17 protein-coding genes and 1 pseudogene are annotated in these 26,758 nt (G+C 60.4%); 15 read left to right on the top strand and 3 right to left on the bottom strand.

Annotated features, from left to right (window positions below; all coding sequences use genetic code 11):
• Nucleotides 1-189: 189 nt before the first annotated feature.
• Nucleotides 190-1,350, top strand: a complete 1,161-nt coding sequence (locus tag GTO91_RS13250) for an acyltransferase family protein (protein ID WP_161259210.1) — start codon at nt 190-192, stop codon at nt 1,348-1,350.
• Nucleotides 1,351-1,386: 36 nt separating this feature from the next.
• On the opposite strand, the gene GTO91_RS13255 is transcribed toward GTO91_RS13250, so the two are convergent.
• On the bottom strand, nt 1,387-1,758 hold the full coding sequence (locus GTO91_RS13255; protein ID WP_161259211.1) for a nitrous oxide-stimulated promoter family protein: 372 nt from the start codon (nt 1,756-1,758) through the stop codon (nt 1,387-1,389).
• A 54-nt stretch (nt 1,759-1,812) separates the two neighbouring features.
• On the opposite strand from GTO91_RS13255, the gene GTO91_RS13260 reads away from it, so the two are divergent.
• The 8 genes and pseudogenes from GTO91_RS13260 (at nt 1,813) to GTO91_RS13290 (ending at nt 12,881) form a co-directional block, all read left to right on the top strand.
• Complete coding sequence (locus tag GTO91_RS13260) at nt 1,813-2,946, top strand: iron-containing alcohol dehydrogenase (protein ID WP_161259212.1); 1,134 nt, start codon at nt 1,813-1,815, stop codon at nt 2,944-2,946.
• 135 nt (nt 2,947-3,081) lie between these two features.
• Complete coding sequence (locus GTO91_RS13265; RefSeq protein WP_161259213.1) at nt 3,082-3,945, top strand: ion transporter; 864 nt, start codon at nt 3,082-3,084, stop codon at nt 3,943-3,945.
• Nucleotides 3,946-4,102: 157 nt separating this feature from the next.
• The gene (locus GTO91_RS13270) at nt 4,103-5,500 is read left to right on the top strand and encodes a DUF2087 domain-containing protein (protein ID WP_161259214.1); all 1,398 of its coding nucleotides are present in this window, start codon (nt 4,103-4,105) and stop codon (nt 5,498-5,500) included.
• A 246-nt stretch (nt 5,501-5,746) separates the two neighbouring features.
• Nucleotides 5,747-6,169, top strand: a pseudogene (locus tag GTO91_RS18190) (NADH-quinone oxidoreductase subunit NuoE family protein); the annotation flags it as partial.
• A gap of 363 nt (nt 6,170-6,532) precedes the next feature.
• Nucleotides 6,533-8,368 carry an NADH-quinone oxidoreductase subunit NuoF gene (gene nuoF / locus GTO91_RS13275; RefSeq protein WP_235919596.1) on the top strand — a complete coding sequence of 612 codons (1,836 nt, stop codon included), beginning with the start codon at nt 6,533-6,535 and terminating at the stop codon, nt 8,366-8,368.
• A complete protein-coding gene (locus GTO91_RS13280; RefSeq protein WP_161259216.1) occupies nt 8,365-10,299 on the top strand; it encodes an NADH-dependent [FeFe] hydrogenase, group A6 in 1,935 nt (644 codons plus the stop codon). The genes nuoF and GTO91_RS13280 overlap by 4 nt, the downstream gene beginning before the upstream one ends.
• 209 nt (nt 10,300-10,508) lie before the next feature.
• Nucleotides 10,509-11,516: a methyl-accepting chemotaxis protein gene (locus GTO91_RS13285; protein WP_161259217.1), complete on the top strand. Its 1,008-nt coding sequence runs from the start codon at nt 10,509-10,511 to the stop codon at nt 11,514-11,516.
• Nucleotides 11,517-11,762: 246 nt separating this feature from the next.
• A complete protein-coding gene (locus GTO91_RS13290; RefSeq protein ID WP_161259218.1) occupies nt 11,763-12,881 on the top strand; it encodes a polysaccharide deacetylase family protein in 1,119 nt (372 codons plus the stop codon).
• Between the two features lie 60 nt (nt 12,882-12,941).
• Here GTO91_RS13290 and GTO91_RS13295 read toward each other — a convergent pair whose 3' ends face one another.
• The gene (locus GTO91_RS13295) at nt 12,942-14,336 is read right to left on the bottom strand and encodes a hypothetical protein (RefSeq protein ID WP_161259219.1); all 1,395 of its coding nucleotides are present in this window, start codon (nt 14,334-14,336) and stop codon (nt 12,942-12,944) included.
• Nucleotides 14,337-14,641: 305 nt separating this feature from the next.
• Here GTO91_RS13295 and GTO91_RS13300 point away from each other — a divergent pair, with 305 nt between their 5' ends.
• The 5 genes from GTO91_RS13300 to GTO91_RS13320 all read left to right on the top strand — a co-directional run bounded on the left by GTO91_RS13300 (nt 14,642) and on the right by GTO91_RS13320 (nt 20,996).
• Nucleotides 14,642-16,099: an RsmB/NOP family class I SAM-dependent RNA methyltransferase gene (locus GTO91_RS13300; protein ID WP_161259220.1), complete on the top strand. Its 1,458-nt coding sequence runs from the start codon at nt 14,642-14,644 to the stop codon at nt 16,097-16,099.
• A gap of 77 nt (nt 16,100-16,176) precedes the next feature.
• Nucleotides 16,177-16,947: a histidinol phosphate phosphatase gene (locus GTO91_RS13305; RefSeq protein WP_161259221.1), complete on the top strand. Its 771-nt coding sequence runs from the start codon at nt 16,177-16,179 to the stop codon at nt 16,945-16,947.
• Between the two features lie 17 nt (nt 16,948-16,964).
• Entirely contained in the window at nt 16,965-17,513 is a 549-nt protein-coding gene (locus GTO91_RS13310; RefSeq protein ID WP_161259222.1) for a methylated-DNA--[protein]-cysteine S-methyltransferase, read from the top strand.
• Nucleotides 17,514-17,786: 273 nt separating this feature from the next.
• Nucleotides 17,787-19,949, top strand: a complete 2,163-nt coding sequence (locus tag GTO91_RS13315; protein WP_161259223.1) for an EAL domain-containing protein — start codon at nt 17,787-17,789, stop codon at nt 19,947-19,949.
• A 24-nt stretch (nt 19,950-19,973) separates the two neighbouring features.
• Entirely contained in the window at nt 19,974-20,996 is a 1,023-nt protein-coding gene (locus GTO91_RS13320) for a BMP family lipoprotein (protein ID WP_161259224.1), read from the top strand.
• Between the two features lie 62 nt (nt 20,997-21,058).
• Here GTO91_RS13320 and GTO91_RS13325 read toward each other — a convergent pair whose 3' ends face one another.
• Nucleotides 21,059-21,493 carry a YaiI/YqxD family protein gene (locus GTO91_RS13325; RefSeq protein WP_161259225.1) on the bottom strand — a complete coding sequence of 145 codons (435 nt, stop codon included), beginning with the start codon at nt 21,491-21,493 and terminating at the stop codon, nt 21,059-21,061.
• A 489-nt stretch (nt 21,494-21,982) separates the two neighbouring features.
• Between GTO91_RS13325 and gltB the strand changes: the two genes are divergently transcribed.
• Nucleotides 21,983-26,602 carry a glutamate synthase large subunit gene (gene gltB / locus GTO91_RS13330; RefSeq protein ID WP_161259226.1) on the top strand — a complete coding sequence of 1,540 codons (4,620 nt, stop codon included), beginning with the start codon at nt 21,983-21,985 and terminating at the stop codon, nt 26,600-26,602.
• The last annotated feature ends 156 nt before the right edge of the window (nt 26,603-26,758 follow it).

Genomic DNA, 26,758 nt, shown 5'->3' on the forward strand with positions numbered 1-26,758 from the left:
GATTGCGAAATTTTTCATCTATTATGGAAACATACGTCGCCGCGTCAGAAAACAAACAAAGGGAAAAGCGGCAGCCCAGCAGACACTCAGGGAAAACAAATTCGAGTCGGCAACAGAAGAGTGGAAGACGAGTCGGAAACACACGTGTCGGAAACAGACGAGCCGGAAACACACAAGGAGGAGACACAAATGGGACTAAGAAACGAACGACTCTACTTCATCGACAACCTGCGCGTGTTCATCATCTACCTGGTGATCGCCCTGCATACGGCCATGGGCTACATGACCTACGCCCCCGAATGGTGGTATGTGGTCGATCATCAACGCAGCCTCGCCTTTGACATCTTCGTGCTGATCGTCGATGTCTTCATCATGCCGGCCATGTTCTTCTTTGCCGGCTACTTTGCCATGCCTTCGCTGCTCCGGAGCGGGGCGGTTGGTTTTATGGGGGACAAGCTGCGCCGGATCGTGCTGCCCTGGATCGTCGGGGTGCTCTTTTTGGCGCCGCCGATCAGTTACATGATCCTCTTTAGCCGGAGCCCCCAGGCGCCGGACTATATCGACTTCTGGTTCAACAAGTTCTTCGGACCCTACTACCAGCATGCCCACTACTGGTTTCTCGGCGTGCTGGCGCTCTTTTTCCTGCTCCTCACGCTGGCTCACCAGTGGAAGCCGGAGGCCTTCGAGCCGGAGATTATGGCGAGAAAACCGGCGATTTGGACCTTCGCGCTCTTCGCTGCAGCGACCACGGCCGCCTTTATCGTCGGCAACATCTTTTATCCCGCCGACGCCTGGGTGAACGCCGGCTATCTGTTCATGCTGCAGCCGGTGCGATTTGTCATGTACGCCCTTTATTTCCTCTTCGGCGTCTACGGCTGGAAGCAGGGATGGTTCACCGCAGGGGGATATCAGCCGAGTCTCGCCGGTTGGAGCCTCTTCGGCGTTGCCGCCTGCATCCTGTTCATCCTCTACCGGCTGAACTTTCTCGCGCCGGCGAACCTGGCCGAAAAAGCCGGTCACGGCGCTGTCCACGCCATCTTCAGCATGGCGGCGCTCTTCGCCTTGATCGCCCTCTTCCAGCGCTTCGTCGACAACGGCGCCTGGCTCTGGCGCCGACTTTCCCACCACTCCTACGGTATCTACTATCTCCACCAACTCGTGCTGCTGCCCTTGGCCTACCTGTTAAAGGGCATCGACATCTCGCCCTGGCTGAAGTTCAGCATCGTCTCGGTTTCCACGATGGCGATCTGTTTTTTCGTCCTTGAAATCACGAAAATGGCTGGAGGCCGGAGAAACCGGCGAGACGCTGTGCAATGGCGGGAAGAGACAGAACGGGCATTAATCCGGTAAAACAAAGCAATAGGGCGCGAACGATTTCCATATATCTTACTCGGGTTGCCGTTGCCCCGGTTCCCCCGGCTTTCCTTTGGCCGGCAGCGGTGGGATTTTTCGCCGCCCGTCGACGAGGTGGCCGATGGCGAGAAACGGATTCGTCCAGAGCATGCGCGGTCCGGCAAAGCGCATCACCTCGATGATCTGTTCGCGCCGGTCTTTTTTGTAGCAGTGGATGGGGCATTTCCCGCAGGTGGGTTTGCTCTCGCCGAAAACACAGCGGTCGAGCCGGGCCAGCGCGTAATCCATCAATTCCCGGCAGTCGTCGCAAAGACCGGCAGAGTCGTTGTGGCGCTTGTCGCAGTAGAGACGAATCATAGCGTCAACAGTCTTTTTTTCTCGTTCGATACGGCGTACACTGCCCATAGGCGCTCCTTTCGATTGAACCGACGTGAAGACACAGGAGGATAAGAAAATCTTATGTTTAACAAGATCGTCCTCGGCGGCCAGGCGATCATCACCGGCCGGGGTTCCATCGGGTATATCGCGACATTGCCAGCGAAGAGGGCCTTCATCGTCACCGGCGGGCGTTCCATGTTCGCTAACGGAACCATCGCCAAAATCGAAGCCATGCTCCATGAAAAGGGATGTGACACCCTTGTCCATGGCGGCATCGGCGCCAATCCGGACACAGCGGCGGTGGAGGCGGGGGTGGCGCAGATGCGCGCCTTCGGCCCCGACCTGCTCGTGGCGGTCGGCGGCGGCTCCCCCCTCGACGCAGCCAAGGCGATGGCCCTGTTCTACGAATACCCGGAACTCGACTTCGCCAACGTCCTGACCCGGGAACTGCCGGAGCGGCGGCAGAAGCTCACCTTTGTGGCCGCGCCGTCCACATCGGGGACGGGCAGCGAGGTGACCAAGGCGGCTGTCATCACCTTCCGGGAACAGAACCTGAAGATCGGACTCAAAACGACAGCCATGATCCCCGATGTGGCCATATTGGATACCGACCTGACCTTGACCATGCCGCCGAACATCGTCGCTGAGACGGGCATGGACGCCCTGACCCATGCCGTCGAGTGCTACATCAACAAGCGTATGGACGCCTTTATGGAGCCCCTGGCCCGCGGCGCCGTCGAAGGGATCTTTGCCAACCTGCCCGCTTCCTACCTGGAGCGTTCACCGGAAAGCCGCGAAAACATGCACATCTACCAGTGCATGGCTGGCCTAGCCTTCAGCCATGTGGGGCTCGGCATGGCCCACGGCATCGCCCATGCTGTGGGTGGGCAGTTCGGCCTCGGCCACGGGTTGATTAACGCCATTGTACTGCCCCATGTGCTCCGCTTCAACCGCCGTGACGGTGAGGTGGATCTGCGGCTGCAGCGGCTTGCCCGGAGCGTCGGCGAGTCTGACTTCGTCGATGCCGTCGAGCGGCTGAAGCGGTTGCTCCAAATTCCCGCCTCTTTGCGGGAAGCGGGGCTGGCGCAGCAGGATTTTGAGGCGGCCTTTAGCGAACTTGTCGATAACGCCTTGAAGGGCTCGACACGGGTCAATCCCGTTCCGGTGAGCAAGGGGGAAATGACTGCCTTATTGCGGGAACTCTTCGCCGGTTAGGCCAGCAACGCAGACCGGCGGTGGCGGCCGGAGGAATGGCGAAGAGGAACGGGTTGCCAGAGAGCCCTGACCGTGTAGCAACGACGCCGGCATCATTGCCAAATCCGGCAAATGGGGAAGGGCGGTGGACGGGGCATGCGAAAAGGGATTGTGCGGAGAGTCGAGCAAGTCACGAGTACGCCAGCCTGGGAGTACCTGATGGGCTTGTTGGCCCTGATCGCCTCAGCCGCCCTCATTCTCCAGCACTCCGAATTGGGGAAGGACCACGCTGTCGCGCTGCAATGGGTGGATGACACCGTCCTTGTCATCTTCACCTTCGACTATTTTGCCCGCTTCTTTGTGGCCGAGAACAAGTGGTCCTTTTTCAAGTCGAACATCATCGAACTGATCGCCATCATTCCCTTTTCGACCGTCTTCCAGTCGCTGCGGATCCTTCGCCTGGTCCGGCTTTTCGTGCTCTTTCAGTATGTGGCCCGCCGTTTTGACCGGCACCGGGTGGAGAACGGCGTCACCTACGGCTTGCTGATTTTCATCGCCCTCGTCTGTTCCGGCGCCGGCGGGGTATTGATGTTTGAAAAGGGACATAACCCCAACATCCGTGAATTTGGCGACGCCCTCTGGTGGTCTCTCGTCACCATTACCACTGTCGGATACGGCGATATCTCGCCGGTGACGACAGAGGGGCGCATGCTGGCGGGCTTGCTGATGATTACGGGCATCGGTGTCATTGGCACCGTCACGGCGTCATTGTCAGCGCTGTTCATCCGCAGACCGAAAGAGCGGGAGGGATCCTTCAGCGACGAAACGATTCAAATGATCAGCGAACAGTTGAATCAATTGGAAACCCTCGATGAACAGGACTTCGAAAACCTGCAATCGATGCTACACCGGGCCTGGAGGAAAAAACGGGATGAGGCGTTGGGCCTGTATTATGAAGTCAAAGCCGTTACACCCGCAGAAGCTCCGCTCGATTCACCGGAACGAACGCTGGAGCGATGAGCGGGGCTAGAACCAAAAAAACCCTGAACGTGATGAGATGGTCGCGTTCAGGGTTTTTTTACGCGTCTCCTACGGAAAAGAAAAATCCCCGCGTTGACAATGCATAGACGTAATGATATTATGTTTATGTAATCAATAAACGACTGGAGTGGACGCCGTGGACTTGATCAAGCGCTTTTGGGATGCGTCCCTTGAAGAACTGAAGCGAGGATACGTTCTCGACGAAGGCCAGGACAGCCACATCTGCCTGGTTTGCGGGCGAGCCTTTCAGCGGGGTCAGATCTACCCGGTCGACGGCCTGCTTTATGATGCCCGCAAGGCGGCGGAACTGCACATCCGGCAGGAACACGGGTCGATGTTCGAGCATCTTATCCGCATGGACAAAAAGTACACGGGCCTGACGGAGCACCAGCAGATGCTGATCACGCTCTTCTACCACGGGCATGATGACAAGGACATCGTCGCCCGACTGGGCGGAAGCGCTTCGACCGTCCGCAACCACCGCTTCCAGTTCCGGGAAAAGGAGAAACAGGCCAAGATTACCCTGGCCATCCTGGAACTGCTCCGGGAGGGCGCGCCGGAGCCGACGCGGCTCGTCCAATTCCCGCAGGGGGGCCATCCGCTCGATGATCGCTACGCCGTCACCGAAGCGGAATACGCCGAGGTGCTGCGCAAGTGCCTCGCCGACGGACTTGACGGCCCTATCACCCATTTTCCCGAACAGGAGAAAAAGCGGCTGATCATCGTGAAACACATCAGCGGCCGCTTTGCGTCCGGACGGACCTATTCGGAAAAAGAGGTCAACGGGATTCTCGAATCTGCCGGCCTCGACTATGCCACGCTGCGCCGGTACCTGGTGGAATACGGTTTCCTCGAGCGGACGGCGGACGGCCGCGCTTATTGGTTGAAGCCGGGGATTTCTCTGAGCCAAGCCGGTGAATCCCGTGAATTCGGTGAACCCGGTGTCACTGGCGACGCAGGTGACGGCGGCAAGCCGGAGACCGCTTCTTCCAAAATGGCCGGGAGCCTAGAAGCAAAGACGGCGGCGAAGAAAGAGGCAGAGGCAGGGACAGAGGCAAAGACAACGACACCTGCAAAAGCAAGGAAGACAAAGGCCGATGTACAAAGTGATTCTCTCCAAGAAGGGGATGGGGAAAACGCTGTAGAAGGCAGGAAGGAAGGTGTTGCTCCGGTGGATAAGGAAAGCAGGAGACAGAAAAAGCTCGCCTACAAGGAAACGGCGCCGTCCGTCGGCGTGTTTCAGATACGCAACAAGATCAACGGCAAAGGCCTCATCGGCAGTTCAAGAAACATCGAGGCTGCCTTCAACCGCCACCGCTTTTCGCTCTCCCATGGCGCCCACGAGAGCCCGGAACTGCAGAAGGATTGGAACGAGCATGGCGCGGAGAACTTCGCTTTTGAAGTGCTGGAAACCTTGGAGTTAGAAGCGGAGGAACGCCAGAACATGCGGGCCGTCAATGAGGTGCTCCAAGGATTGGAGGAGCACTGGAAGGAAAAGCTGCAGCCTTATGGTGAAAAGGGTTATCATGAATGACAAGATCCGATAGGCGAAAAACCGCTGTTCCCCAGTCTCGGGGGCGGCGGTTTTGCTTTTTTGCCACAGCGCGCGTCCCAATTCGCTAGAAAAGACAATGAAAAAATCTTGTGAAAAGTGATATAATTCACGTGTGCGGAATATTCTTTTCCCTTTTTGTGTTCAACTCGGAACAGAAAGGAGCGCGCGCCGATGATCCGATCACCAATGGATCAGGGGGATGACTCATTCCACGAAAAGATGCAAATGCTGGATGAGGTCATCGACCGGTATAAAGACAGTCCCGGCCAGTTGATCCGCCTTTTGCAGCAAGCACAGGAGATCTTCGGGTATCTCCCGGAGGCGGTGCAGTGCCATGTAGCCGAACGAATGAACCTGCCTGTCAGTGAGGTGGCGGGCGTTGTCAGCTTTTACAGCCTCTTTAGCCGGCAGCCGAAAGGGAAGCACACGATCAGCGTCTGTATGGGCACGGCCTGCTACGTCAAGGGCGCGCCGGAGGTGCTGGCCGCAATCAAGAAGGAACTGGGCATCGACCTGGATCAGACAACAGCTGACGGGATGTTTACCCTGACCGATACGCGATGCGTCGGCGCCTGCGGTCTCGCGCCGGCCATCGTCATCGACGGGGAGGTTCACGGCCGCATGAAGGCCGCCGACGTGCCTGCCCTGCTCGCCGGCTACCGGAATCGAAAGGACGAACAGAACGTACATCCGGCGGCAGAGAACGCAAGTAAAGAATCGAGTTGTGCATGCGGTCAGCGAACGGAGTGCAACAACGTGGGGGAGTGCGGAGACCGTGAGGCGTGTGGGGAGCTTACCGATACATCTGCTGAAAGTTCCCTCGAAGCACCCGTCATTGCCACGCGCATCCGCTCCGTCGAAGACTTAACGGCTGCCCGCCAGCGCCATGCCGCCCGTTACCGCCAGCGGATCCATGAAGCGCATATTCCTGAAGCGCTGTCTCCCGAGGCACAGTCTCCCGAAGCGCAAACTCCCGAAGTACAAGCACCTAAAGCGCAAACCCCTGAAGCGCTGATTCCCGGAGCTTCTGCGGATAAGCCATACATACATCACCAGATCCTCGTCTGCGCCGGCACCGGCTGCACCTCCTCGCGCAGCGCCGAACTCCGCCAATCCCTACATAACGAACTGACCCGCTGCGGCCTCGACAAGGAGGCAGACGTCGTACCCACCGGCTGCTTCGGCTTTTGCGAACTCGGTCCCGTCGTCGTCATCCACCCGGAACGGGTCTTTTACTGCCAGGTGGCTCCCGATGACGCCAAGGAGATCGTGGAACGCCACATCGCCAAGGGTGAAATCATCGAGCGCCTGCTCTACAAGCACCCGCCGGAAGGCGCGACCCGCAACACCATCGACGAGAACGAGTTTTTCCATCCCCAGCACCGCGTCGCCCTGCGCAACTGCGGCGTCATCAACCCCGAGGACATCGACGACTACCTGGCCAGCGGCGGCTATGCCGGCCTGGCCAAGGCCTTGACGGTGATGACGCCGGCCCAGGTCGTTGACGAGGTGACCCGGTCAGGGTTGCGCGGCCGGGGCGGCGCCGGCTTTTTAGCGGGCCGCAAGTGGGCCTTTACCGCCGCAGCGCCTGATACGCCCAAGTACGTTGTCTGCAACGCTGACGAAGGCGACCCCGGCGCCTTCATGGACCGCTCCATCTTAGAGGGTGATCCCCATGCCGTGCTCGAAGCGATGGCCATCGCCGGCTACGCCATCGGCGCCCGCCAGGGCTATGTCTACGTCCGGGCCGAGTACCCCATCGCCGTCCACCGGCTGGAGGTGGCCATCGAGCAAGCCCGGCAGGCAGGGCTGCTCGGCGAAGACATCCTGGGCACAGGTTTCGCCTTTGACATCGAACTGCGCCTCGGCGCCGGCGCCTTTGTCTGTGGCGAGGAGACGGCCCTCTTAAACTCAGTCAGCGGCAAACGGGGCGAGCCGCGCTCCCGGCCGCCCTACCCAGCCTTGAGCGGCCTCTGGGGCAAACCGACGCTGCTTAACAATGTGGAGACCTATGCCAACATCCCCCAGATCATCGTCAACGGCGCCGCCTGGTACGCCAACCTGGGCACCGAGCGGAGCAAGGGGACGAAGATCTTCTCCCTGGCCGGCAAGATCAACAACACGGGCCTCATCGAGGTGCCCATGGGCACGACGCTGCGGACGATCATCTATGACATCGGCGGCGGCATCCCCGGCGGCAAGGCTTTCAAGGCCGTCCAGACCGGCGGCCCGTCCGGCGGCTGCCTGCCGGCGCAGTACCTGGACACCCCCATCGACTACGACAGCCTGATCGCCGTCGGCTCCATGATGGGCTCGGGCGGCCTGATCGTCATGGACGAGTCGGACTGCATGGTCGATATCGCCCGCTTTTACCTCGAATTCACCCAGGACGAATCCTGCGGCAAGTGCACCCCTTGCCGCATCGGCACACGCCGCCTCCTGGAGATCATCACCCGCATCACCGAGGGCAAGGGCGAGCCGGAAGACCTGGAGAGGCTCGAAGACCTGGGCCGCGACATCCGCGAGGCCTCCCTCTGCGGCCTTGGCCAGACGGCCCCCAACCCCGTCCTCAGCACCCTGCGCTACTTCCGCCATGAGTACGAGGCCCATATCAACGACAAACGCTGTCCCGCCGGCGTCTGCGCCGCCTTGAAGCCGAAGGGCAAATTCCGCGTCGACGGAGAAAAATGCCGCCGCTGCGGCCTCTGCGTCCGCTTCTGTCCCGTCGAGGCGATTAGCGGCGAGCTCCGCAAGACGCCCTTTGTGATTGACGCCGGACGCTGCATCGCCTGCGGCGCCTGCGCCCAGAAATGCCCGGCCAAATGCATCGCGCGGGAGGGAGAATGATGAAACGCCATCTGGAAGAAGCCCTGCTCCCCCACATGCTGGGCTGGGACCCTGGCGAGGAGCACCCGGAGGAGCATACCAAACCGTCGGCCTTTTTCGGCCCCAAAAAGGTGAGGCTGGAGATCGATGGCCAGCCTGTCGAGGCCGATGTGGGCACGACTGTCCTGGACGCCGCCCGCGAGGCCGGCATTCACATCCCCAGCCTCTGCTACCTGCGCGAGATCAACGAGATCGGCGCCTGCCGCGTCTGCCTCGTCGAGGTGGAGGGCCAGCGGGCATTGCAAGCCTCCTGCGTCTACCCCGTCGCCGAAGGGCTCAAGGTGCGCACCCACAGCCCTCGGGTCCGCAAGGCCCGCCGCCGGGTGGTGGAACTGATTCTATCTGACCACCAGCGCGAGTGCACCACCTGCATCCGCAACTTGAACTGCGAACTGCAGAACATCGCCGAGGATCTCGGCATCCGCCGCATCGAGTCCCAGGGGGAGGTCCGCCGCCAGCCGGTGCAGGACAACAACCCCTCCATCCGGCACGACCCGAACAAATGCGTCCACTGCCGCCGCTGCGAGAGCATCTGCGCGAAGGTGCAGGAGAATCATGTCATCGCCGCCCAGGAGCGCGGCTTCGACACCATCATCGCCCCTGCCTTCAACGCCGACATGGGCGACACGGCCTGCATCATGTGCGGCCAGTGCGTCCTCTCTTGCCCAGTGGGGGCGCTGACGGAAAAAGAGACCATCGACGATGTGTGGAAGGCCTTGGCCGACCCGACGACCCATGTGGTCGTTCAGACGGCGCCGTCGATTCAAGTCACCCTGGGCGAGGCCTTTGGCATGCCCGTCGGGGCCAAGGTGACAGGGAAGTTGGTGGCCGCGTTGCGCCGCCTCGGTTTTGACCAGGTCCTGGCGACCGATTTCGCCGCCGACCTGACCATCGTCGAGGAGGCCTACGAGTTCCTGGGGCGCTACGAGGAGGGAAGGACGCCCTTTTTCACCTCCTGCTGCCCCGCCTGGATCAAGCTCGTCGAACACTACTACCCCAAATACATCCCCAACCTGTCCACCTGCAAGTCGCCCATGGCCATGTTCGGCGCGTTGACCCGGGCCCACTACCACAAGGAGCGCGGCCTGCCGCCAGAAAAAGTCGTTTCTGTGGCTGTCATGCCCTGCACGGCCAAGAAGTACGAGGCCGCCCGGCCCGAGCATGGCGACGGAACACGGCCCGATGTAGACTACGTGCTGACGACGCGCGAACTGGTCCGCATGATCCGCGAGGCCGGCATCGACTTCAGCCGCCTGCCCGATGAGTCCTTTGATTCCGCCTTCGGCGAGGCGACCGGCGCCGGCGCCATCTTCGGCGCCACCGGCGGCGTGATGGAGGCGACGCTGCGGACGACCAGTTGGGTCCTGTCCCGGGCCGCCAACCCACTCAGCTTCGTCGACGCGCCGCCGCCGCCCGTCGAGTTCCGCGAGATCCGCGGCGAGACGGGATTGAAGCTGCACCATGTCAAGCTCGGCGACCATGACATCCACGTGGCCGTCGCCCACGGGACCGGCAACGCCCGCCGTGTCATCGAGGCCCTGGAGGCGGGCGAGAAGATCGACTTCATCGAGGTCATGGCCTGCCCTGGCGGCTGTGTCGGCGGCGGCGGCCAGCCCATCCTGGGCGGTAGGGACCATAAAAAGACCTCCCTCGATTACCGCCATAACCGGGCCGACGCCCTCTATGACATCGACAGCCACAAGAGTCTGCGCTATAGCCACGAAAACCCGACGGTGCGCCGCCTCTACCGGGAGATCCTGGGCCAGCCGGGGAGCGAACTGGCCAAGAAGTTGCTGCACACGCATGGGTATCAATCGAAAGGAAAGTACCCTGGATATTCGCCTTTGGAATCATCCGGGTGTATTGCCGGCAAGAAGATGAAGATTGATTAAAATCACGAAAATGGCTATAGATGCTTGGCGATTTTTGCTATACTGGTATAGCGCATCTGTGACCGTGCATCTATGACCGCGCTTCTGTGACAATGAAGTCCTTTGCGGCTCCTTTCTAGGGGCCGCAGGGGGCTTTTTTGTCTTTATGTTCATAAAAAGCGTCAATGGCTCCCGCAGTTCGGAAGGCATACTAAGGAGGAGATTTTTCCATGGCGGTTGACACACCGCAGGAAACCAGCATGTCTGCGTTGTTAAAGAGATTGACAGAGAGAACGAGCCGGATGGTCAAGACCATCCAAACCATTGACCGGATCAGCAAGCAGACCAATCTGTTGGCGTTAAACTCTGCCATCGAAGCGTCTAGAGCGGGAGAGGCGGGGCGGGGTTTTCGCGTCGTAGCCGACGAGATCAAAAAACTGGCCGATAACAGCTTTCAGGCGACCCGGGACAGTGTGGTCATTATCCAGGACATCCATCTGACGGCCAACGAGGTGATCGCCGTCCGGACAGCCGACCTGGCCTATGACACCATTGACAAGATCGACCGAAACCTCTTTGAGCGCAACTGTGATGTTCAGGCATGGGCAACCTTTCAGGCGATCCGTGACTGCCTGGGCGATCCGGAGAGATACCGGGCAGAGGCGACCGCCCTGATGAAAAAGATCGTCGACATCTACGAGGTCTATTATGACCTGTACCTCACTGATCAGCAGGGACGGATTATCGCGACAGGCCTTCGCCAGGACTTGGTCGGCGCAGACATGTCCGGTAAAGAATGGTTCCGGGAGACGATGGGCAGGAAAAACGTCTATGTGACGGACATGTATTTCTGCCAATCGGCAGGCGGATATACGGTGGCGTACTCCTGCCCGGTTCGGGACGATCAGGGCGCCATCGTCGGCGTCTTGTCAACGCGGTTCAACTGGCGTTTCATCTATGACATCATCGACAAGGCCAAAGTCAGCCAGGGGGGCAGCCTCTATGTGATCAACAAGGAGGGCCTTGTCATTGCTTCCCTTGATCGCAACGGGATCCTGGAAAGGGACCTCAGCGACATGCCGGCCGCGAGAAAGGCGCTGGCTGGGGAAACGTACGGGTATGTGATCGATGGTGCGCAGGGGAAGTCGCGGATCTCCGGCTACGCCCGCACCCAGGGGTACAACGCCTATGCCGGGAAAGGCTGGTCGGTTATCGTCACCGAGGCGGCCCAGGGCTAAACGAGATCATGAATAGTGAAATAGAAAAAACATCCTAACGATAATAGAAGGTCCGAAGGGCTCCCGTAGAGCGAATTCGGGCCTTCTTCGCGTCAATCCTAAAAATGCGCTCCAAAGGCGGAAAGATTGAACCAGAAATCGCTTCTATGCTATCCTTGTGCTGACGCAGTTCTCGTCGCTTTGTAAGCAGGGTCGCAACTGCGCCATTATGGATACATTTTTATTGATGAAAGCGGTGTACATCTGATGGGGGATCCATTTCACAGCAAAAAACCGATCGGGGCGCTTCTTATTTTCATCTCCCTCATTCTCCTGGCGGTCTTTGTCGCCGGTTGCAGCCCTTCGGGCTCAACGTCAACCGCTTCTGTACAAGCATCGACGGCCGGCGCCGGCACCTCGTCCGCACAGGCGGAAGCCTCGGCTCGACCCCAACCGGATTCCACTGTTTCCGGCGCGAACCTCCCCGGCGCAGCCGCAAACGGCGCCGGCGTCGACAGCGCCGCCACGGCGCCTGGGGCATCGCCGGATTCCTTATCGGGCGCTTCCCAAGGCGCGCAACCTTCAGGGCGCGTTCACCAGGCCGGGGAGCCCATCGTCATCCTCATGTATCATCACTTCACCGAGCGGGGACTCTGGCGCAACAATGACGCCGTCGTTTACATCGATGACTTTGCGGCGCAGATGGCGTATCTGCACCGGGAAGGTTACAATGTCGTCCCCCTGCAGCGCGTCTGGGACTATGCCCAGAAGGGTGCGCCCCTGCCCTACCGGCCGGTGGCGATCACCTTTGATGACGGTTATGAATCGAACTACACCCTCGCCTATCCCATCTTGAAAAAATACGGCTACCCCTTTACCTTGTTCCCCGTCGCCGGTTGGCTGCTGGAGCAAAATCCCCCCCACGCCTATGACCCTGCCAAGGGAGACCTGCTTGACTGGCGCCAGATCGACGAGATGGTGGCCAGCGGGCTCTGTGACGTCCAATCCCATACCTTCGACCTCCACGACAAGGTGGACGGCCGCTCTTTGCTGGTGGCGCCGCGGATCAACCCTGATACGGGCCTGCAAGAGACGCCGGAGGAGATGCGGGCGCGCATCGCCAGCGATCTGCGGATGGCAAAGGAGACCATCGAAAACCGCTATGGCCGCCCTGTTTACGCGCTGGCTTACCCTTATGGCGTGTATGACGCCCAGGTCATGGAGATCATGGACGAACTGGGTCACGGCTTGGGCCTCTGCATGGGCCGCTCGCAGCACAGAGACAGCATGAAAGCCGTCATCCGCCTGGGCGTCATTCAAGGCGACGGCGTGGAGGGTTTTGCGCGGAACCTGAAGCGGTGGTCATGGACGCCGAAGGGGAAATGAAGGCCGGAAGAGGAAGCATGGAAACGATGGCATGAAAATGGGGCTGGCCGCTTGCAGCGGTCAGCCCCATTGACTGTAGTCCAGCGTGTCCGCCTTGAACCAGGCGATGGACAGGCTCGGTTTTCCCGTATGGTCGGCCGGGTTGCGGGTGAGCAGGTCGTCGGGAAACTGCCGTTCCCCCAGGAAGAGCTTCGTTTTGAACGGATCGGCGCAGTAGAAGGTGATGCCTCGCAGATCGTCCAGTTCCGGTTTGAAAGCGCCCATATGGGGATCATTGACGTGATCGATGATGATGGATGTGCTTTCGCTGTCTTTATGGACACGGAAGCGGAGAAAATTGTTGACCTGGTTGTAGCGCAGCAGCCGGGAGGTGCGCGCCACCAGGACCACGCCGTCATGGTGAAGATTGGCGATGCGGCGGAGCGGCGCCAGCGACTCATCGGGGAAGGCGTTATAGAGGTCTGTCGGACCGCCGAGATGCTGGGAGACGGAACTGAAGCCCCCCTCGTCGATCAGCGTTTTCAGATGATCTTCCGTCAACTGGCGTGGGAGGCCGTAGGGGCTCCAGAGGTACTCCGGCGTGGCGCGAAAGAGGCGGCGGGCGCAGGAGAACCGGTGAAAACCCCAGACACGCTGCCCGTCGCCCAAGGTGATCGGGTAGAGCAGGTCGGGACGGCTGAAGACATACTCCCGGGAGGAAGAGGCCGAATGCCAGACGAAGCGGATGCCATAGGGGATCAGCAGGTCTGTGTGGTAGTAGGGGGAAGCGGGGTCGTCGCCCCGTTCATAGGTCCGCTTGCGGCCGTCGGAGAGGTTCTGCACGTTGGAACTGTTGCCGTGATTGATCCAGACGGTAAACTTGAAGCCCAGGTTGTACCACTTGGAGACGCTCTCTGCGGCCACCCGGCGGTGAAAGGTGGTCTCGCCGGTGTTCTGCCGGTTAAAATCGCCGTAGGTGTGCACGCTGTCGATCCAACCGCAGCGGACATACTTGGTGATCCAATCGGCGGCATACTCTTCCCGCAAGTGCATGTCGCGCCAAAAGCTCATCTGGTCGCGGACGGGACTGCCGAAACGGTCGATGGTTCCTTCCCAGTCGGAGTCGACGACCATCCAGCAGGAGTCGGCGATGTCGAGAGACAGGGCTTGTCCCGTCTCCGTCTCCAGATCGGAGTTCAAAAACTGATGGATCCGGTTGAACTCCTTCGGCGATGTGCCGTCAATGTCTGACGTAATCGAGAGGCTGGCCCGGTACGGATAGGGATGGCGGCGGAGGACGATCTCTTCTGCGCCTTCCACCGAACGCATCGTCCACGGCAAAGCAGGCCTGCCGGAAGAGAAGAGGCCATCGTCCCCCTGGCTTTTCCAGAGCGCCAAGGCAGCCAATCCCGCCGCCCCGGTGGCGCCTGCGGCCAGGAAGGCCCGGCGATTCAGATTTTCTTGCCAATCAAACATTGTTGTCCCCTTGATGAAGTTATCCAGTCCGTTTCATACTGTATCTTGGGGCCTTCTGAGGCCCGGGCATCGAGCGTACATATTTCGAATACAAAATGAAGGATACATCAAAGGCCCCGTGAAAAGGCCACGTAAAAAGGCTACAGGACCCATCGCCCGCTGTCAAGGACAAGCCTATGTAAAGGTCATTATATCGTTCCTGTCAATGGAACATTCCTGTTCGAAAATAGGGTAACGAAGTACTGCTTTTTTGTGAAGAAATGGAAAATAGAAAGACAACGCCAACAGAAGGAGGAACATTTACCGTGACCCCGCTGCCTCCACCCTTTATCGAGCGTATGACCGCGCTGCTTCCGCCGCCGGAACGTGAGGCCTTTTTAAAAAGCTATGGGCAGGGACCTGCCCAGGGCCTTCGCTTCAACCCACTGAAGCTCTGCCGGGAAGACTTTTTGGCGAGCATGCCCTTTCGCCTCGACCCTGTGGGCTGGTGTCCCGAAGGGTTTTATATAGACGGGGAAGACCGGCCGGGCAAACATCCCTTTCATGCGGCTGGGCTCTACTACATCCAGGAGCCGAGCGCCATGGCGGTCGTGGAGGCCCTCGACCCGCAACCGGGCGAACGGGTGCTTGATCTCTGCGCCGCGCCGGGCGGCAAGGCGACCCAGATCGCCGGGCGTCTGAAGGGGCGCGGGCTGTTGGTGGCAAATGAGATCCATCCGAAACGGGTGAAAGTCCTGTCAGAGAATCTGGAACGCTGGGGCGCCCGGAACATCCTTGTCACCCAGGAGAGCCCGGACCGACTAGCCGGACGATTCCCCTCTTATTTTGACCGGATCGTGGTGGACGCCCCTTGCTCCGGCGAGGGGATGTTCCGCAAATTGCCGGAGGCGATCGAGGACTGGTCTGAGGAAAAAGTGATCCGCTGCGCCGCCATCCAAGGTGAGATCCTTCCCCTGGCGGCCCGGATGCTCAGGCCGGGCGGGGTGCTTGTCTACTCCACCTGCACCTTTGCGCCGGAGGAGAACGAAGGGCAGATCGAGGCGTTTCTGCGCGAACACCGGGAATTCGAAGGGGAATCTTTCCCGGCGGCGCCGCACTTTACTCCGGGATATCTGGGGAAGACGGCGCGCCTCTGGCCCCACCGGCTGCGGGGGGAGGGGCATTTCGTGGCGCGCTTGCGCAAAAGCGGCGAAAGGGCGCCCCACGGGTTACCGGAGGCGGACGCCGGTGAGCCGGCGGTAAGCCTGGCAGACAAGCCGTTAAGGGTTGCGGCTTGGAGAATGCAGTCGCGTCATGGCAAAGGGCCGCGCGGCAAAGGGCGGCGACAAGACAAAACAGCCGTTCCCCAAGAGGCGCGCACCCTCTTTGAGGATTTTTGCAGAGAGTTCCTGCGATTCGTCCCTGATGGTCCGCTGGCGCTCTTTGGCGACGCCCTCTACGCCCAGCCGGAGGGCCTGCCCCCATTGGACGGCATCAAAGTGGCCCGGGCCGGATGGCACCTCGGGACGGTAAAACCGGGCCGCTTCGAGCCTGCCCATGCGCTCGCGCTCGCCCTGGCCAAGGAAGAATGGCAACGCAGCCTCGAAGTCGACCCTGACGGCGGCGACATCCTCCGCTACCTGCGCGGCGAAAGCCTGACCGCCGGCAGCGGCGAGACGGGCTGGAAGGTGGTGACCGTGGGCGGTTTCCCCCTCGGCTGGGTGAAGGCCGCCGGCGGACAGTGGAAAAACCACTACCCGAAGGGGTTGCGCTGGCTCGGCTAAAAATTTTGTCCCCTATGGCCGCGCCGGCGGTACAATAAGGGAGAAGCGGCAGAGGGAACAGCGTAATGGAGGTTGCTATGATTTTTGACACCCATGTGCACACCCGGTTTTCGACGGACTCGCTGATGGGCCTGGAACAGGCGATGGAACGGGCGCAGCAGTTGGGGATCGGCCTGATCATCACCGACCATATGGATCTGGAGTATCCGAAGCCTGACAGTTTCAGCTTTGATGTGGACGCCTTTTTCCGAGCCTACGAACCGCACCGGAGCGAACGGTTGCGGCTGGGGGTAGAGATGGGCATGCGCAGCGAACTGGCTGACCATAATCGGGCAATGGCTGCATCCTACCCTTTCGATTACATCATCGGCTCCATCCATGTGGTCGACGGCGTGGAGGTCGTCGGTCGCTTCTTTCAGGGTCGCTCCAAAAGGGAGGCCTATGACCGCTACTTCGACACCATGCAGGCATGCGTGAAGGCTTACGATTTCATCGACAGTCTGGGCCACATCGACTATATCGCCCGCTACGCTCTCGTGGAGGATCCCGAGATTCACTACAACGAGTTCCGGGAACGGATCGATCCCATCCTGGCTGTCCTGGCGGAACGGCAGCAGGCCATCGAAATCAACGCGCGGCGGCTCGACAGTCCGGCAGTCGCGGAGGCGCTGTTTCCCATCTACCAACGCTTTGCCGAACTGGGCGGGCGGCATATCACCGTCGGCTCTGACGCCCATACCCCACGCGACATCGGGCGCAATCTGAAGGCGGCGATGGCACTGGCCGAACGCTGCGGGCTGCAGCCCGTGTGGCATAAGGAGCGGACAGCCCAACCGGTCGCACTGTAAGACAAGGGGGGAGAAGCATGGCGTTGCACCGGACCTATTACCGGACTGCCATCGGCTTGATCGAGATCCGGGGGACGGAGCGGGGGATCGAGGGCGTTTCCTTTGTGGAGGCCGATGAAGGCCCCCAAGAAACCGACCTCGAAGAAAAGGACCTCGAAGAAAAGCGTCCCAAAGGCGACGGCGCCGGAGGTGAGGGCCAGCGTGACGGCGAAAAGGCGCTGCCTGCATGCCTGCAGGCCTGTGTCCAACAGTTGGACGAGTATTTTCAAGGCGCCCGTCAGAGCTTCTCCCTGGCGCTGGCGCTTCAAGGGACAGCTTTCCAACGGCGCGTGTGGGAGGCTTTGGCCGCGATCCCCTTTGGGGAGACCCGTTCCTACCGGGAGATCGCCGAAGCCATCGGCAATCCCAAAGCCGTGCGGGCCGTCGGCGGCGCCAACCACAACAACCCCGTCGGCATCATCGTCCCTTGCCACCGCGTCATCGGCAGCGACGGAAGCCTGACCGGATACGGCGGCGGCCTGTGGCGAAAAGAGTGGCTGCTCAACCACGAAAAAGCCGGGCGGTAAGAGCCGCCGGGTTGCTCAGGCCGAAAAGCAGGCTCCGTTAGCTACCCTTAACATGGGCTACCGTCAAATCGATGTCCCCAATCTCGGAACCCTGGCGTCAGGGTTCTTTTTTGTTTGTTCAGGCAGATCCGGCGGCCAAATATTTTTCTGGTTGAAGAAATTTTTTACAGGAAAATGATTAGAACAAGAGAATATTTATGCAAAAGTAAGCTGCCCCTTTTTTCATTTTCAGAGATCCGGCAGATCGTAACGGCGTCTTAGGGGTGACCGTCATTGCGCTGGCTTCGGAATACGAAAATCGCAAATAAGCTGCTGGCATTTTTCTTGTTCATGGCCCTGCTGCTGGCTGCGGTCGGCTTCGCCGGTTACTGGGGAAACCGAGAGATCACAGACATCATGTATGGGATCACCCAGAACCAGATTGTTCCCATGCAGCAATTGAACCGTTGCCGGATCCTGTTGAAAGAACAACAGACCGTCAGCATTCAACTGTTGTTGGCGTCACCCAACAAGGCAGAACACAACAGTCTTAGCGCCCGTCAAGCGGAACAATTCAAGGCCACCGATACGCTCCTCGGGGAATTTTACGGATTGCCCCTGGATGAAAGACAAACCGAGTGGATGCGTCGTCTCCGGCAGGAGTATGGTCTCTTCCGGCTGGAATGGGATCAGGCCAACGGGCGCTTCGAGAAGGGCGATCCACAGGAAGCGCTGTCCTATTACCAAAGCCGGGCGGCGATACACCTCGACAACGCCGAGGTGCTTTTGCGCGTCTTGACAGACCACAGTATGGAAAAAGTCACCTATCTGAACAAGCAAGGGGATCAATTGGCCCAAAACGCCGGATTCGTCATCGCCATTATCGCCGCTGTGGCCATCATCATCGCCCTGTCGTCGGGCTGGGAACTGTCGGTGTTGATCACCCTTCCGCTCAGAGAGATGCTGAAAGAAGTGGAGGCTGTCGCCGCCGGCGACATGAGCGGTTTGGGCCGCAGCGTCCCTGCCGACTCGGAGGACGAGATCGGCAAGCTGGCCAAAGGCTTCAATGAAATGGCCAAGCGGCTAAACAGCTACCTGCAAGAACTCCAGGAAATCAACCGGGCCATCCATCATCAAGCCCACCACGACACACTGACGGGCCTGGCCAACCGCAGACAGTTCCACAAACGTCTTGAAGAACTGCTCGACCGGGATGGAAGGGCGCCCTTCGCTATCCTTTTCATCGACCTGGACCGGTTCAAAGACATCAACGACACCTTCGGGCACAGTGTCGGTGATCTGCTGTTGAAGGAGGTTGCCTTACGCCTGACGGTCTGCCTGGCCCAGTCTGACACGATCGCCCGCATCGGGGGAGACGAATTTACCGCCATACTGACCCATCCCCGCTGCGACCAGGAGGTGCGGGAGGTGGCCCAGAAGGCGCTCGATACGATCACGGAGCCCTTTCGCATCCGGGGACATGAGTTTTTCATCTGCGCCAGCATCGGCGCAAGTCGTTTTCCCCGAGACGGGAAAGACATGGACGCGCTGGTCCGGGCGGCCGACACGGCTATGTATCACGCCAAGAAGAAAGGCAATGACAACATCCAGTTCTATACGGAAGACATGCACGAGAGCAACCTGCGCCGGCTGTCGATCGAAAAGGATCTGCGCCAAGCCATTGAAAACGTTGGACTGGAACTATACTACCAGCCCAAAGTGGATCTCCGGCGGGGATGCATCGCCGGCATGGAGGCCTTGCTCCGTTGGAAACACCCTGTCCAGGGGAACATCCCCCCCACTGTGTTCATCCCCATCGCCGAGGAGTCCGGCTTGATCCACCCGCTGGGCGAGTGGGTCCTCCAGCAGGCCTGCATCCAGAACAAGGCATGGCAGGACGTGGGATATCCGAAGATGCGGATGGCCGTCAACCTGTCACCCCACCAATTCCGCCAACAGGACCTGCCGGAGCGCCTGGCCCATATCCTTCGGGAAACCGGACTCGATCCCGAATGGTTTGAGTTGGAGATCACCGAAAGCAGTCTGATGGAAAAGACGGAGGAGACGATGGTGATGCTGCGGCGCTTGAAAGCGCTCGGCGTCCATATCAGCATCGACGACTTCGGAACGGGATACTCCTCCTTAAACTACCTCAAGCAGTTTCCCATCGACTGCGTGAAGATCGATAAGACCTTCATCAACGACATCGTGGAAAGCCAGAAAGACTCCAAGATCGCCTACGCCATCATCGGCCTGGCCAAGAGCCTCGATCTGCGGGTCGTGGCGGAAGGCGTCGAAAGTGTAGAGCAATTGAGCTTTCTGGACAAACACCACTGTGACGAGATTCAAGGGTATTACTTCAGCCGCCCGTTGCCTGCCGCTGTTTTCGAATCGCTGCTGCAGGACCGGCTTTGGTTCAGCCGGCGCTATGCCGTCAAGTTTCCGGAAAAGGAGTGAGCAAACCTGGCGATCCTGCTTCGTTTGGCCGGGTTCATGCTGGTGACCCTCTTGCTCCTCCTGTCGGTCAGTTGCAGCGTGACGGGAAAGCGGGAGGCTGCGCCCCTCCGGGTGGTCCTGCTCTACGACCAGGGCGGGCCGGGGGACTGCGGCTTCAACGATATGGCCCGGGAGGGGCTGAAACGGGCCACCAAGGAATTCGGCCACCGGCTCAGTGCGAGAACCTTTCAGGTGTCGCCCTACGGTGACAACCGCGAATTATTGATGGAATTGCAGGGGCAGAGCGGCGTCGATCTGGTCATGGCCATCAGCTATGAATTCGCCCGATCGGTGCAGTATGTGGCGCCCCGCTACCCCCGCACCCACTACATGGTCATTGACGGCCATCTTCCCGGCCTTGGGCCCGAGGGCAATCTCACCTGTGTGAACTTCCGGGAACAGGAGGGCTCCTATCTGGTCGGCGCCATTGCCGCGCTGTCCAGCAAGACGGGCAAAATCGGTTTCATCGGCGCCGTCAAAAACCCTGTCATCGGACGTTTTGAGGCCGGTTATCGCGCCGGCGCCTTGCGGATCGACCCGCAAGTCGAGGTTTTGTCGCACACCATCGGGATGGATACGACGGCCTATATGAACCCGATGCGGGCCAGAGAACTGAGCGAGTGGCAGTATGACAGGGGGGTCGACATCATCTATCACGCCACAGGCGCCTCCGGCATCGGTGTCATGGAAGCAGCCCGCAGCCGGGACCGGCTGATGATCGGCGTCGACGCCGACCAGTCCTTGACCGCCCCCGAAGGGACGGGGAAGCATGTCTTGACGAGCATGCTCAAGCGCGTCGATGTGGCCGTCTATGAAACGATCCGCATGGCCATGGGCAAGGAACTGCGCGGCGGCTACGTGGAATTGGGGCTAAAGGAGGGCGCCGTCGGCTACGCCGAGAACGAGATGAACCGCGAGCTTCTTGCCCCCATCCGCCCTCAAATCGAAGCGATCCGCGCCGAGATCATCGAGGGCAGGTTGAAGGTCCCCGATTGGGTAGGGGAATAGTCGGGTGCCCCCATTCTTACAGTACTACGGGCGAATCGCCTAACATCTTACAAAAAAGTTGATCATCGCCTCTGCAACAGCGCTTCCAGGGAATCCGCAAACCGCCGATCCTCTTCGGCGGTTCTTCTTTTCGGCCCTTTTGTCCGGCCGCCGCCGCGACGGAAACGGGCCTTCAGCTCTCGCTCCTCCAGCAGCAGGTCGATCCGCTCGGGGGCGTAGACGCGGCCCGAGGGGCCGAGACAACGGACGCCCTTTCCGATCAGCATGGCTGCCAGGCCGAAGTCCTGGGTGACGGCCACATCGCCCGATTCAGAGAGGTTCATGACCTTGATGTCCGTCTCCTGGGAAGAGCCGCCGACGACCACGTGGTGATCGGACTCAATGACATGGTTGAAGCTGGCCACCGTCCAGACGGGGACCTGGTAGCGGCGGCCCAGTTCGAGGCTGATCCGAAGAACCTCGCGAGGGCAGGCGTCGGCGTCGATGAGCAGTTTCATCAATTGGTACCTCCCGTATTTTAATTTTGCTAGAAAATCGACAACGCCCGCTTGCGATGGCAGAGAGCGGTGTTGAGAAGATGGGATATTCTCCGCAGAAGCGACGGTGGTCCAAGGGCTGGACAAGGGGGATAAAAGAAGACAAATTTTTTAAATAAACCCAAGTCGCTGTCAGGTTTCCTAATGCTGCATCAAAATCGGGGAAAAGCTTGCTTTTTACCGAAAAGTATACAATATTCTTTTAGGGTTTTCGCTGAATATGGGGCTAATTTACAGCATCCGATCTCCAAAAGCGCGACATTTGTTGCTATAATATTATGACAGAAAAATACCGCCCTCTGGCGGGCAAACAGGCAGTAGGCAAGCCTTTCCGGTATCGTGAAGCGTGTCCTGCTGGGAGTCCCGGATTCAGAGGGGCCTTTTTATGCCCCTGTGACCGGGTTGAATTCGTTGTCAGCAATCGAGTTAGTGCAAAAGGAGAGAAAGAGATTGCAAGAAAAGAACTGGATCGGCTTGCCTCCCAAGCAGGGTCTCTATGACCCGCAGTTTGAGCATGATGCCTGTGGCATCGGATTCATCGCCAACATCAAAGGGAAAAAATCCAACGCGATGGTCCGCCAAGCCCTGTCCATCCTGATCAACCTCGATCACCGGGGCGCCAAGGGCGCGGAAGTGAACAGCGGCGACGGCGCCGGCATCCTCATGCAGATCCCCCACACCTTTATGGCCCAAGAGTGCAACGCCCTGAACATCGCCCTGCCGCCGGCCGGCGAGTACGGCGTGGGCATGCTCTTCCTCTGCCCTGATGAGGCAGAGCGCGCTGTTTGCGAGGCCGACTTCGCGCGCATCGTCGAGGAAGAAGGCCAATCCCTCCTCGGCTGGCGCACCGTACCCACCGACAACAGCAGCCTGGGCGACGAAGCCAAGTCCACGGAGCCCTTCGTGCGGCAGGTCTTCATCGGCGCCTCTGACGCCGTCAAGGCCCAACTGGCCGCCGATCCCCAGGCCTTTGAGCGCAAGCTCTATATCATCCGCAAACGGGCGGAAAAAGAGATCCGCCACGGCGGCAAACCCGGCTGCCAGTACTTCTATTTCGCCAGCCTGTCGTCACGCACCATCGTCTACAAAGGCATGCTGACGCCCGACCAGGTCGACAAGTACTATGTGGAACTGAAAGACCCCGCCATGGACACCGCCTTGGCGCTCGTCCACTCCCGTTTCAGCACCAACACCTTCCCCAGTTGGGAGCGGGCCCACCCGAACCGCTACCTGATCCACAACGGCGAGATCAACACGGTGCGCGGCAACGTCAACTGGATGCACGCCCGCCAGGCCATGTGCCAGTCCGACCTCTTCGGCGACGACCTGGCCAAGGCCATGCCCGTCATCGACACTAACGGCAGCGACTCGGCCATGTTCGATAACTGCCTCGAATTCCTGCACATGAGCGGCCGCTCCCTGCCCCACGCCGCCATGATGATGATTCCCGAACCCTGGTCCAATCATGAGTCCATGAGCGACGCCAAGAAGGCCTTCTATGAGTACCACAGCTGTATGATGGAGCCCTGGGACGGCCCGGCCGCCATCGTCTTTTCCGACGGCCGCATGATCGGCGCCGTCCTCGACCGCAACGGCCTGCGCCCCGCCCGCTACTACGTCACCAAGGACGACATGATCATCATGGCCTCCGAAGTGGGCGTCCTGGAAGTGGCCCCCGAAAACGTCCTCGTCAAGGAGCGCCTGCACCCGGGCCGCATGCTCCTCGTCGACACGGAGCAAGGCCGAATCGTCACTGACGAAGAACTCAAAGAGGGCATGGCTGCCGCCAACCCCTACCGCCAGTGGCTCGACGAGCACCTGACCAGCTTAGAAGACCTCCCCGAAGCCCCCGAGGCGCCGGAAGCCGACCATGAGACGGTCGTTCAGCGCCAGCAGGCCTTCGGTTACACCTACGAAGACCTGACCAAGACCCTCGAACCGATGGGCAAAAACGGCGTGGACCCGATCGGCGCCATGGGCCATGACATGCCCCTGGCCGTCCTCTCGGAAAAGCCGCAACTGCTCTACCACTACTTCAAACAACTCTTTGCCCAGGTCACCAACCCGCCCATCGACGCCATCCGGGAAGAACTGATCACCGGCACGGGCACCACCTTGGGGCCGGAGAAGAACCTCCTGCAGCCCGAGCCCGATTCCTGCCGCCAGATCCGCCTCAAGTCGCCGATTCTCAGCAACGAGGAACTGGCGAAGTTGCGCGGCGTCGAGCGGGAAGGCTTCAAGACCATCACCCTGCCCATCCTCTTTAACGTCAAAGAAGACGGCGCCGGCCTCGAAACCGCCCTGGCCGACCTCTGCCAGGCCGCCGATCAGGCCATCGCTGACGGCTATACGCTGATCATCCTCTCCGACCGCGGCGTCGACGCCGAGAAGGCCCCGATTCCCGCCCTGCTCGCCGTCTCCTGCCTGCACCACCACCTGATCCGCGAGGGCACCCGCCTAAAAATCGGCATGCTCCTCGAATCGGGCGAGCCGCGGGAAGTCCACCACTTCGCCTTGCTCCTCGGCTATGGCGTCGGGGCCATCAACCCCTACATGGCCTTTGAAAGCCTCGACGACATGATCCGCCAGGGCATGCTGCCCGGCCTCACCCACAAGGAAGCCGTCAAAAACTACATCAAGAGCGCCACGAAAGGCGTCGTCAAGGTCCTCTCCAAGATGGGCATCTCGACGATCCAGAGCTACCGCGGCGCCCAGATCTTCGAGTGCGTCGGCATCGCCACCGACGTGATCGAGAAGTACTTCACCGGCACGCCGTCCCGCATCGGCGGCATCGGCCTTGCCCAGATCGCCAAGGAAGCCGAGATGCGGCACTGGCGGGCCTTCAACGACCAGCCCGGCCGCGACAACACCCTGGACACCGGCTCCAGCCACCAGTGGCGCACCGACGGGGAAGAGCACATCTTCAACCCCGAGACGATCACCACTCTCCAGGAAGCCTGCCGCAAGGGCGACTACAAGCTCTTCAAGCGGTACTCGGCCGCCCTCAACGTAGAGACCCAGAAGGCGCGCACCCTGCGGGGCCTGCTCAAATTCAAGAAGAAAAACCCCATTCCCCTCGATGAGGTGGAATCGGTCGAATCGATCTGCCGCCGCTTCAAGACGGGCGCCATGTCCTTCGGCTCCATCAGCCAGGAGGCCCATGAAGCGATGGCCATCGCCATGAACCGCATCGGCGGCAAGAGCAACACCGGCGAAGGCGGCGAAGACCCGGCCCGCTTCGTCAAGATGCCCAACGGCGACTCCAAGCGCAGCGCCATCAAGCAGGTCGCTTCCGGCCGCTTCGGCGTCTCCAGCCACTACCTGGTCAACGCCGATGAGATCCAGATCAAGATGGCCCAAGGCGCCAAGCCTGGCGAAGGCGGCCAGCTCCCCGGCGGCAAGGTCTATCCCTGGGTCGCCAAGTGCCGCGGCACCACCGCCGGCGTCGGCCTCATCTCGCCGCCGCCTCACCATGACATCTACTCCATCGAAGACCTGGCCGAACTGATCCATGACCTGAAAAACGCCAACCCCCGGGCGCGCATCAACGTCAAGCTCGTCTCCGAGGTGGGCGTCGGCACCATCGCCGCCGGCGTCGCCAAGGGCCGCGCCGACGTGGTGCTCATCTCCGGCTATGACGGCGGCACCGGCGCTTCGCCCCGGACCTCCATCCGCCACGCCGGCCTGCCCTGGGAACTGGGCCTTGCCGAAACCCACCAGACCCTGGTCTTGAACCGCCTGCGCGATCGCATCACCGTCGAGACGGACGGCAAGCTGATGACCGGCCGCGACGTGGTCATGGCCGCCCTGCTCGGCGCCGAAGAATACGGCTTCGCCACGGCTCCCCTCGTCGTCCTCGGCTGCGTCATGATGCGCGTCTGCAACCTGGACACCTGCCCCGTTGGCGTCGCCACCCAGAATCCCGAACTGCGGAAAATGTTTACCGGCGACCCGGCGCATCTGGTCAACTTCATGCGCTTTATCGCCGAAGAAATGCGCGAAGTCATGGCAGAACTCGGCTTCCGCACCATCGACGAGATGGTCGGCCGCACCGATGTCCTCGAAGCGGGCGACGCCGTCGACCACTGGAAAGCCAGCGGCCTTGACCTGTCGGCCCTGCTCTACCAGCCTGACATGCCCGAAGAAGTGGGCCGCTACTGCCGCATGGCCCAGGATCACGGCCTGGACCGCTCCCTCGACATGCGTGAGCTCGTCCCCATGTGCCGCCGCGCCGTCGAACGGGCGGAAGCCGTGGAGGCCTCCTTCAAGATCCAGAACACGGACCGTGTCGTCGGCACCATCCTCGGCAGCGAGATCACCCGCCGCTACGGCGCCGAAGGGCTGCCGGAAGACACGATCACCCTTCGCTTCACCGGCTCCGCCGGCCAGAGCTTCGGCGCATTCGTGCCGAAGGGCATGACGATGATCCTCGAAGGCGACGCCAACGATTACTTCGGCAAAGGCCTCTCGGGCGGCAAACTCGTCGTCTTCCCGCCGGCCGTCTCCTCCTTCGTACCCGAAGAAAACATCATCACCGGCAACGTCAACCTCTACGGCGCCACCGGCGGTGAGGCCTACATCCGCGGCGTCGCCGGCGAACGCTTCTGCGTCCGGAACTCCGGCGCCTATGCCGTCGTGGAAGGCGTGGGCGATCACGGCTGCGAATACATGACCGGCGGTCGCGTCGTCGTCCTCGGCAAGACGGGCCGCAACTTCGGCGCCGGCATGTCGGGCGGCATCGCCTACATCCTCGACGAAGAGGGAACCTTCCCGGCCCAGTGCAACATGGAAATGGTGTTGCTGGAAAAACTGGAGAACCCCGCCGAGATCGAAGAGGTCAAGGGCATGATCGAGCGCCATGTGCAGTACACGAACAGCGCCCTCGGCCAAAAAGTCCTCGCCAACTGGGAAGCCACCCTGCCCAAGTTCGTCCGGGTCATCCCCAAAGACTACAAGCGGATGCTGGCCGCCATCGAGCGCGCCACCCAGGCGGGACTCAGCGGGGAAGAAGCCATTATGGCCGCCTTTGAAGAGAACAAGCAAGACAAGTCTCGCGTCGGCGGGAACTAAGGGAGTCGCGGCGTAAGCGTCGGGGTAGGGGTTGGTTCGTAGCTTCGGAATAACGTCGGTAGCGATATTCGCTACGATATCCGGATTCAGCTCCATCCGGAGCGGCATCTGAAACCAGCCCTAACCCGGCGCAAAGCCGGCGTCGACAACGAGAAC

It is taken from the genome of Heliomicrobium undosum, assembly GCF_009877425.1.
Taxonomy (GTDB): domain Bacteria; phylum Bacillota; class Desulfitobacteriia; order Heliobacteriales; family Heliobacteriaceae; genus Heliomicrobium; species Heliomicrobium undosum.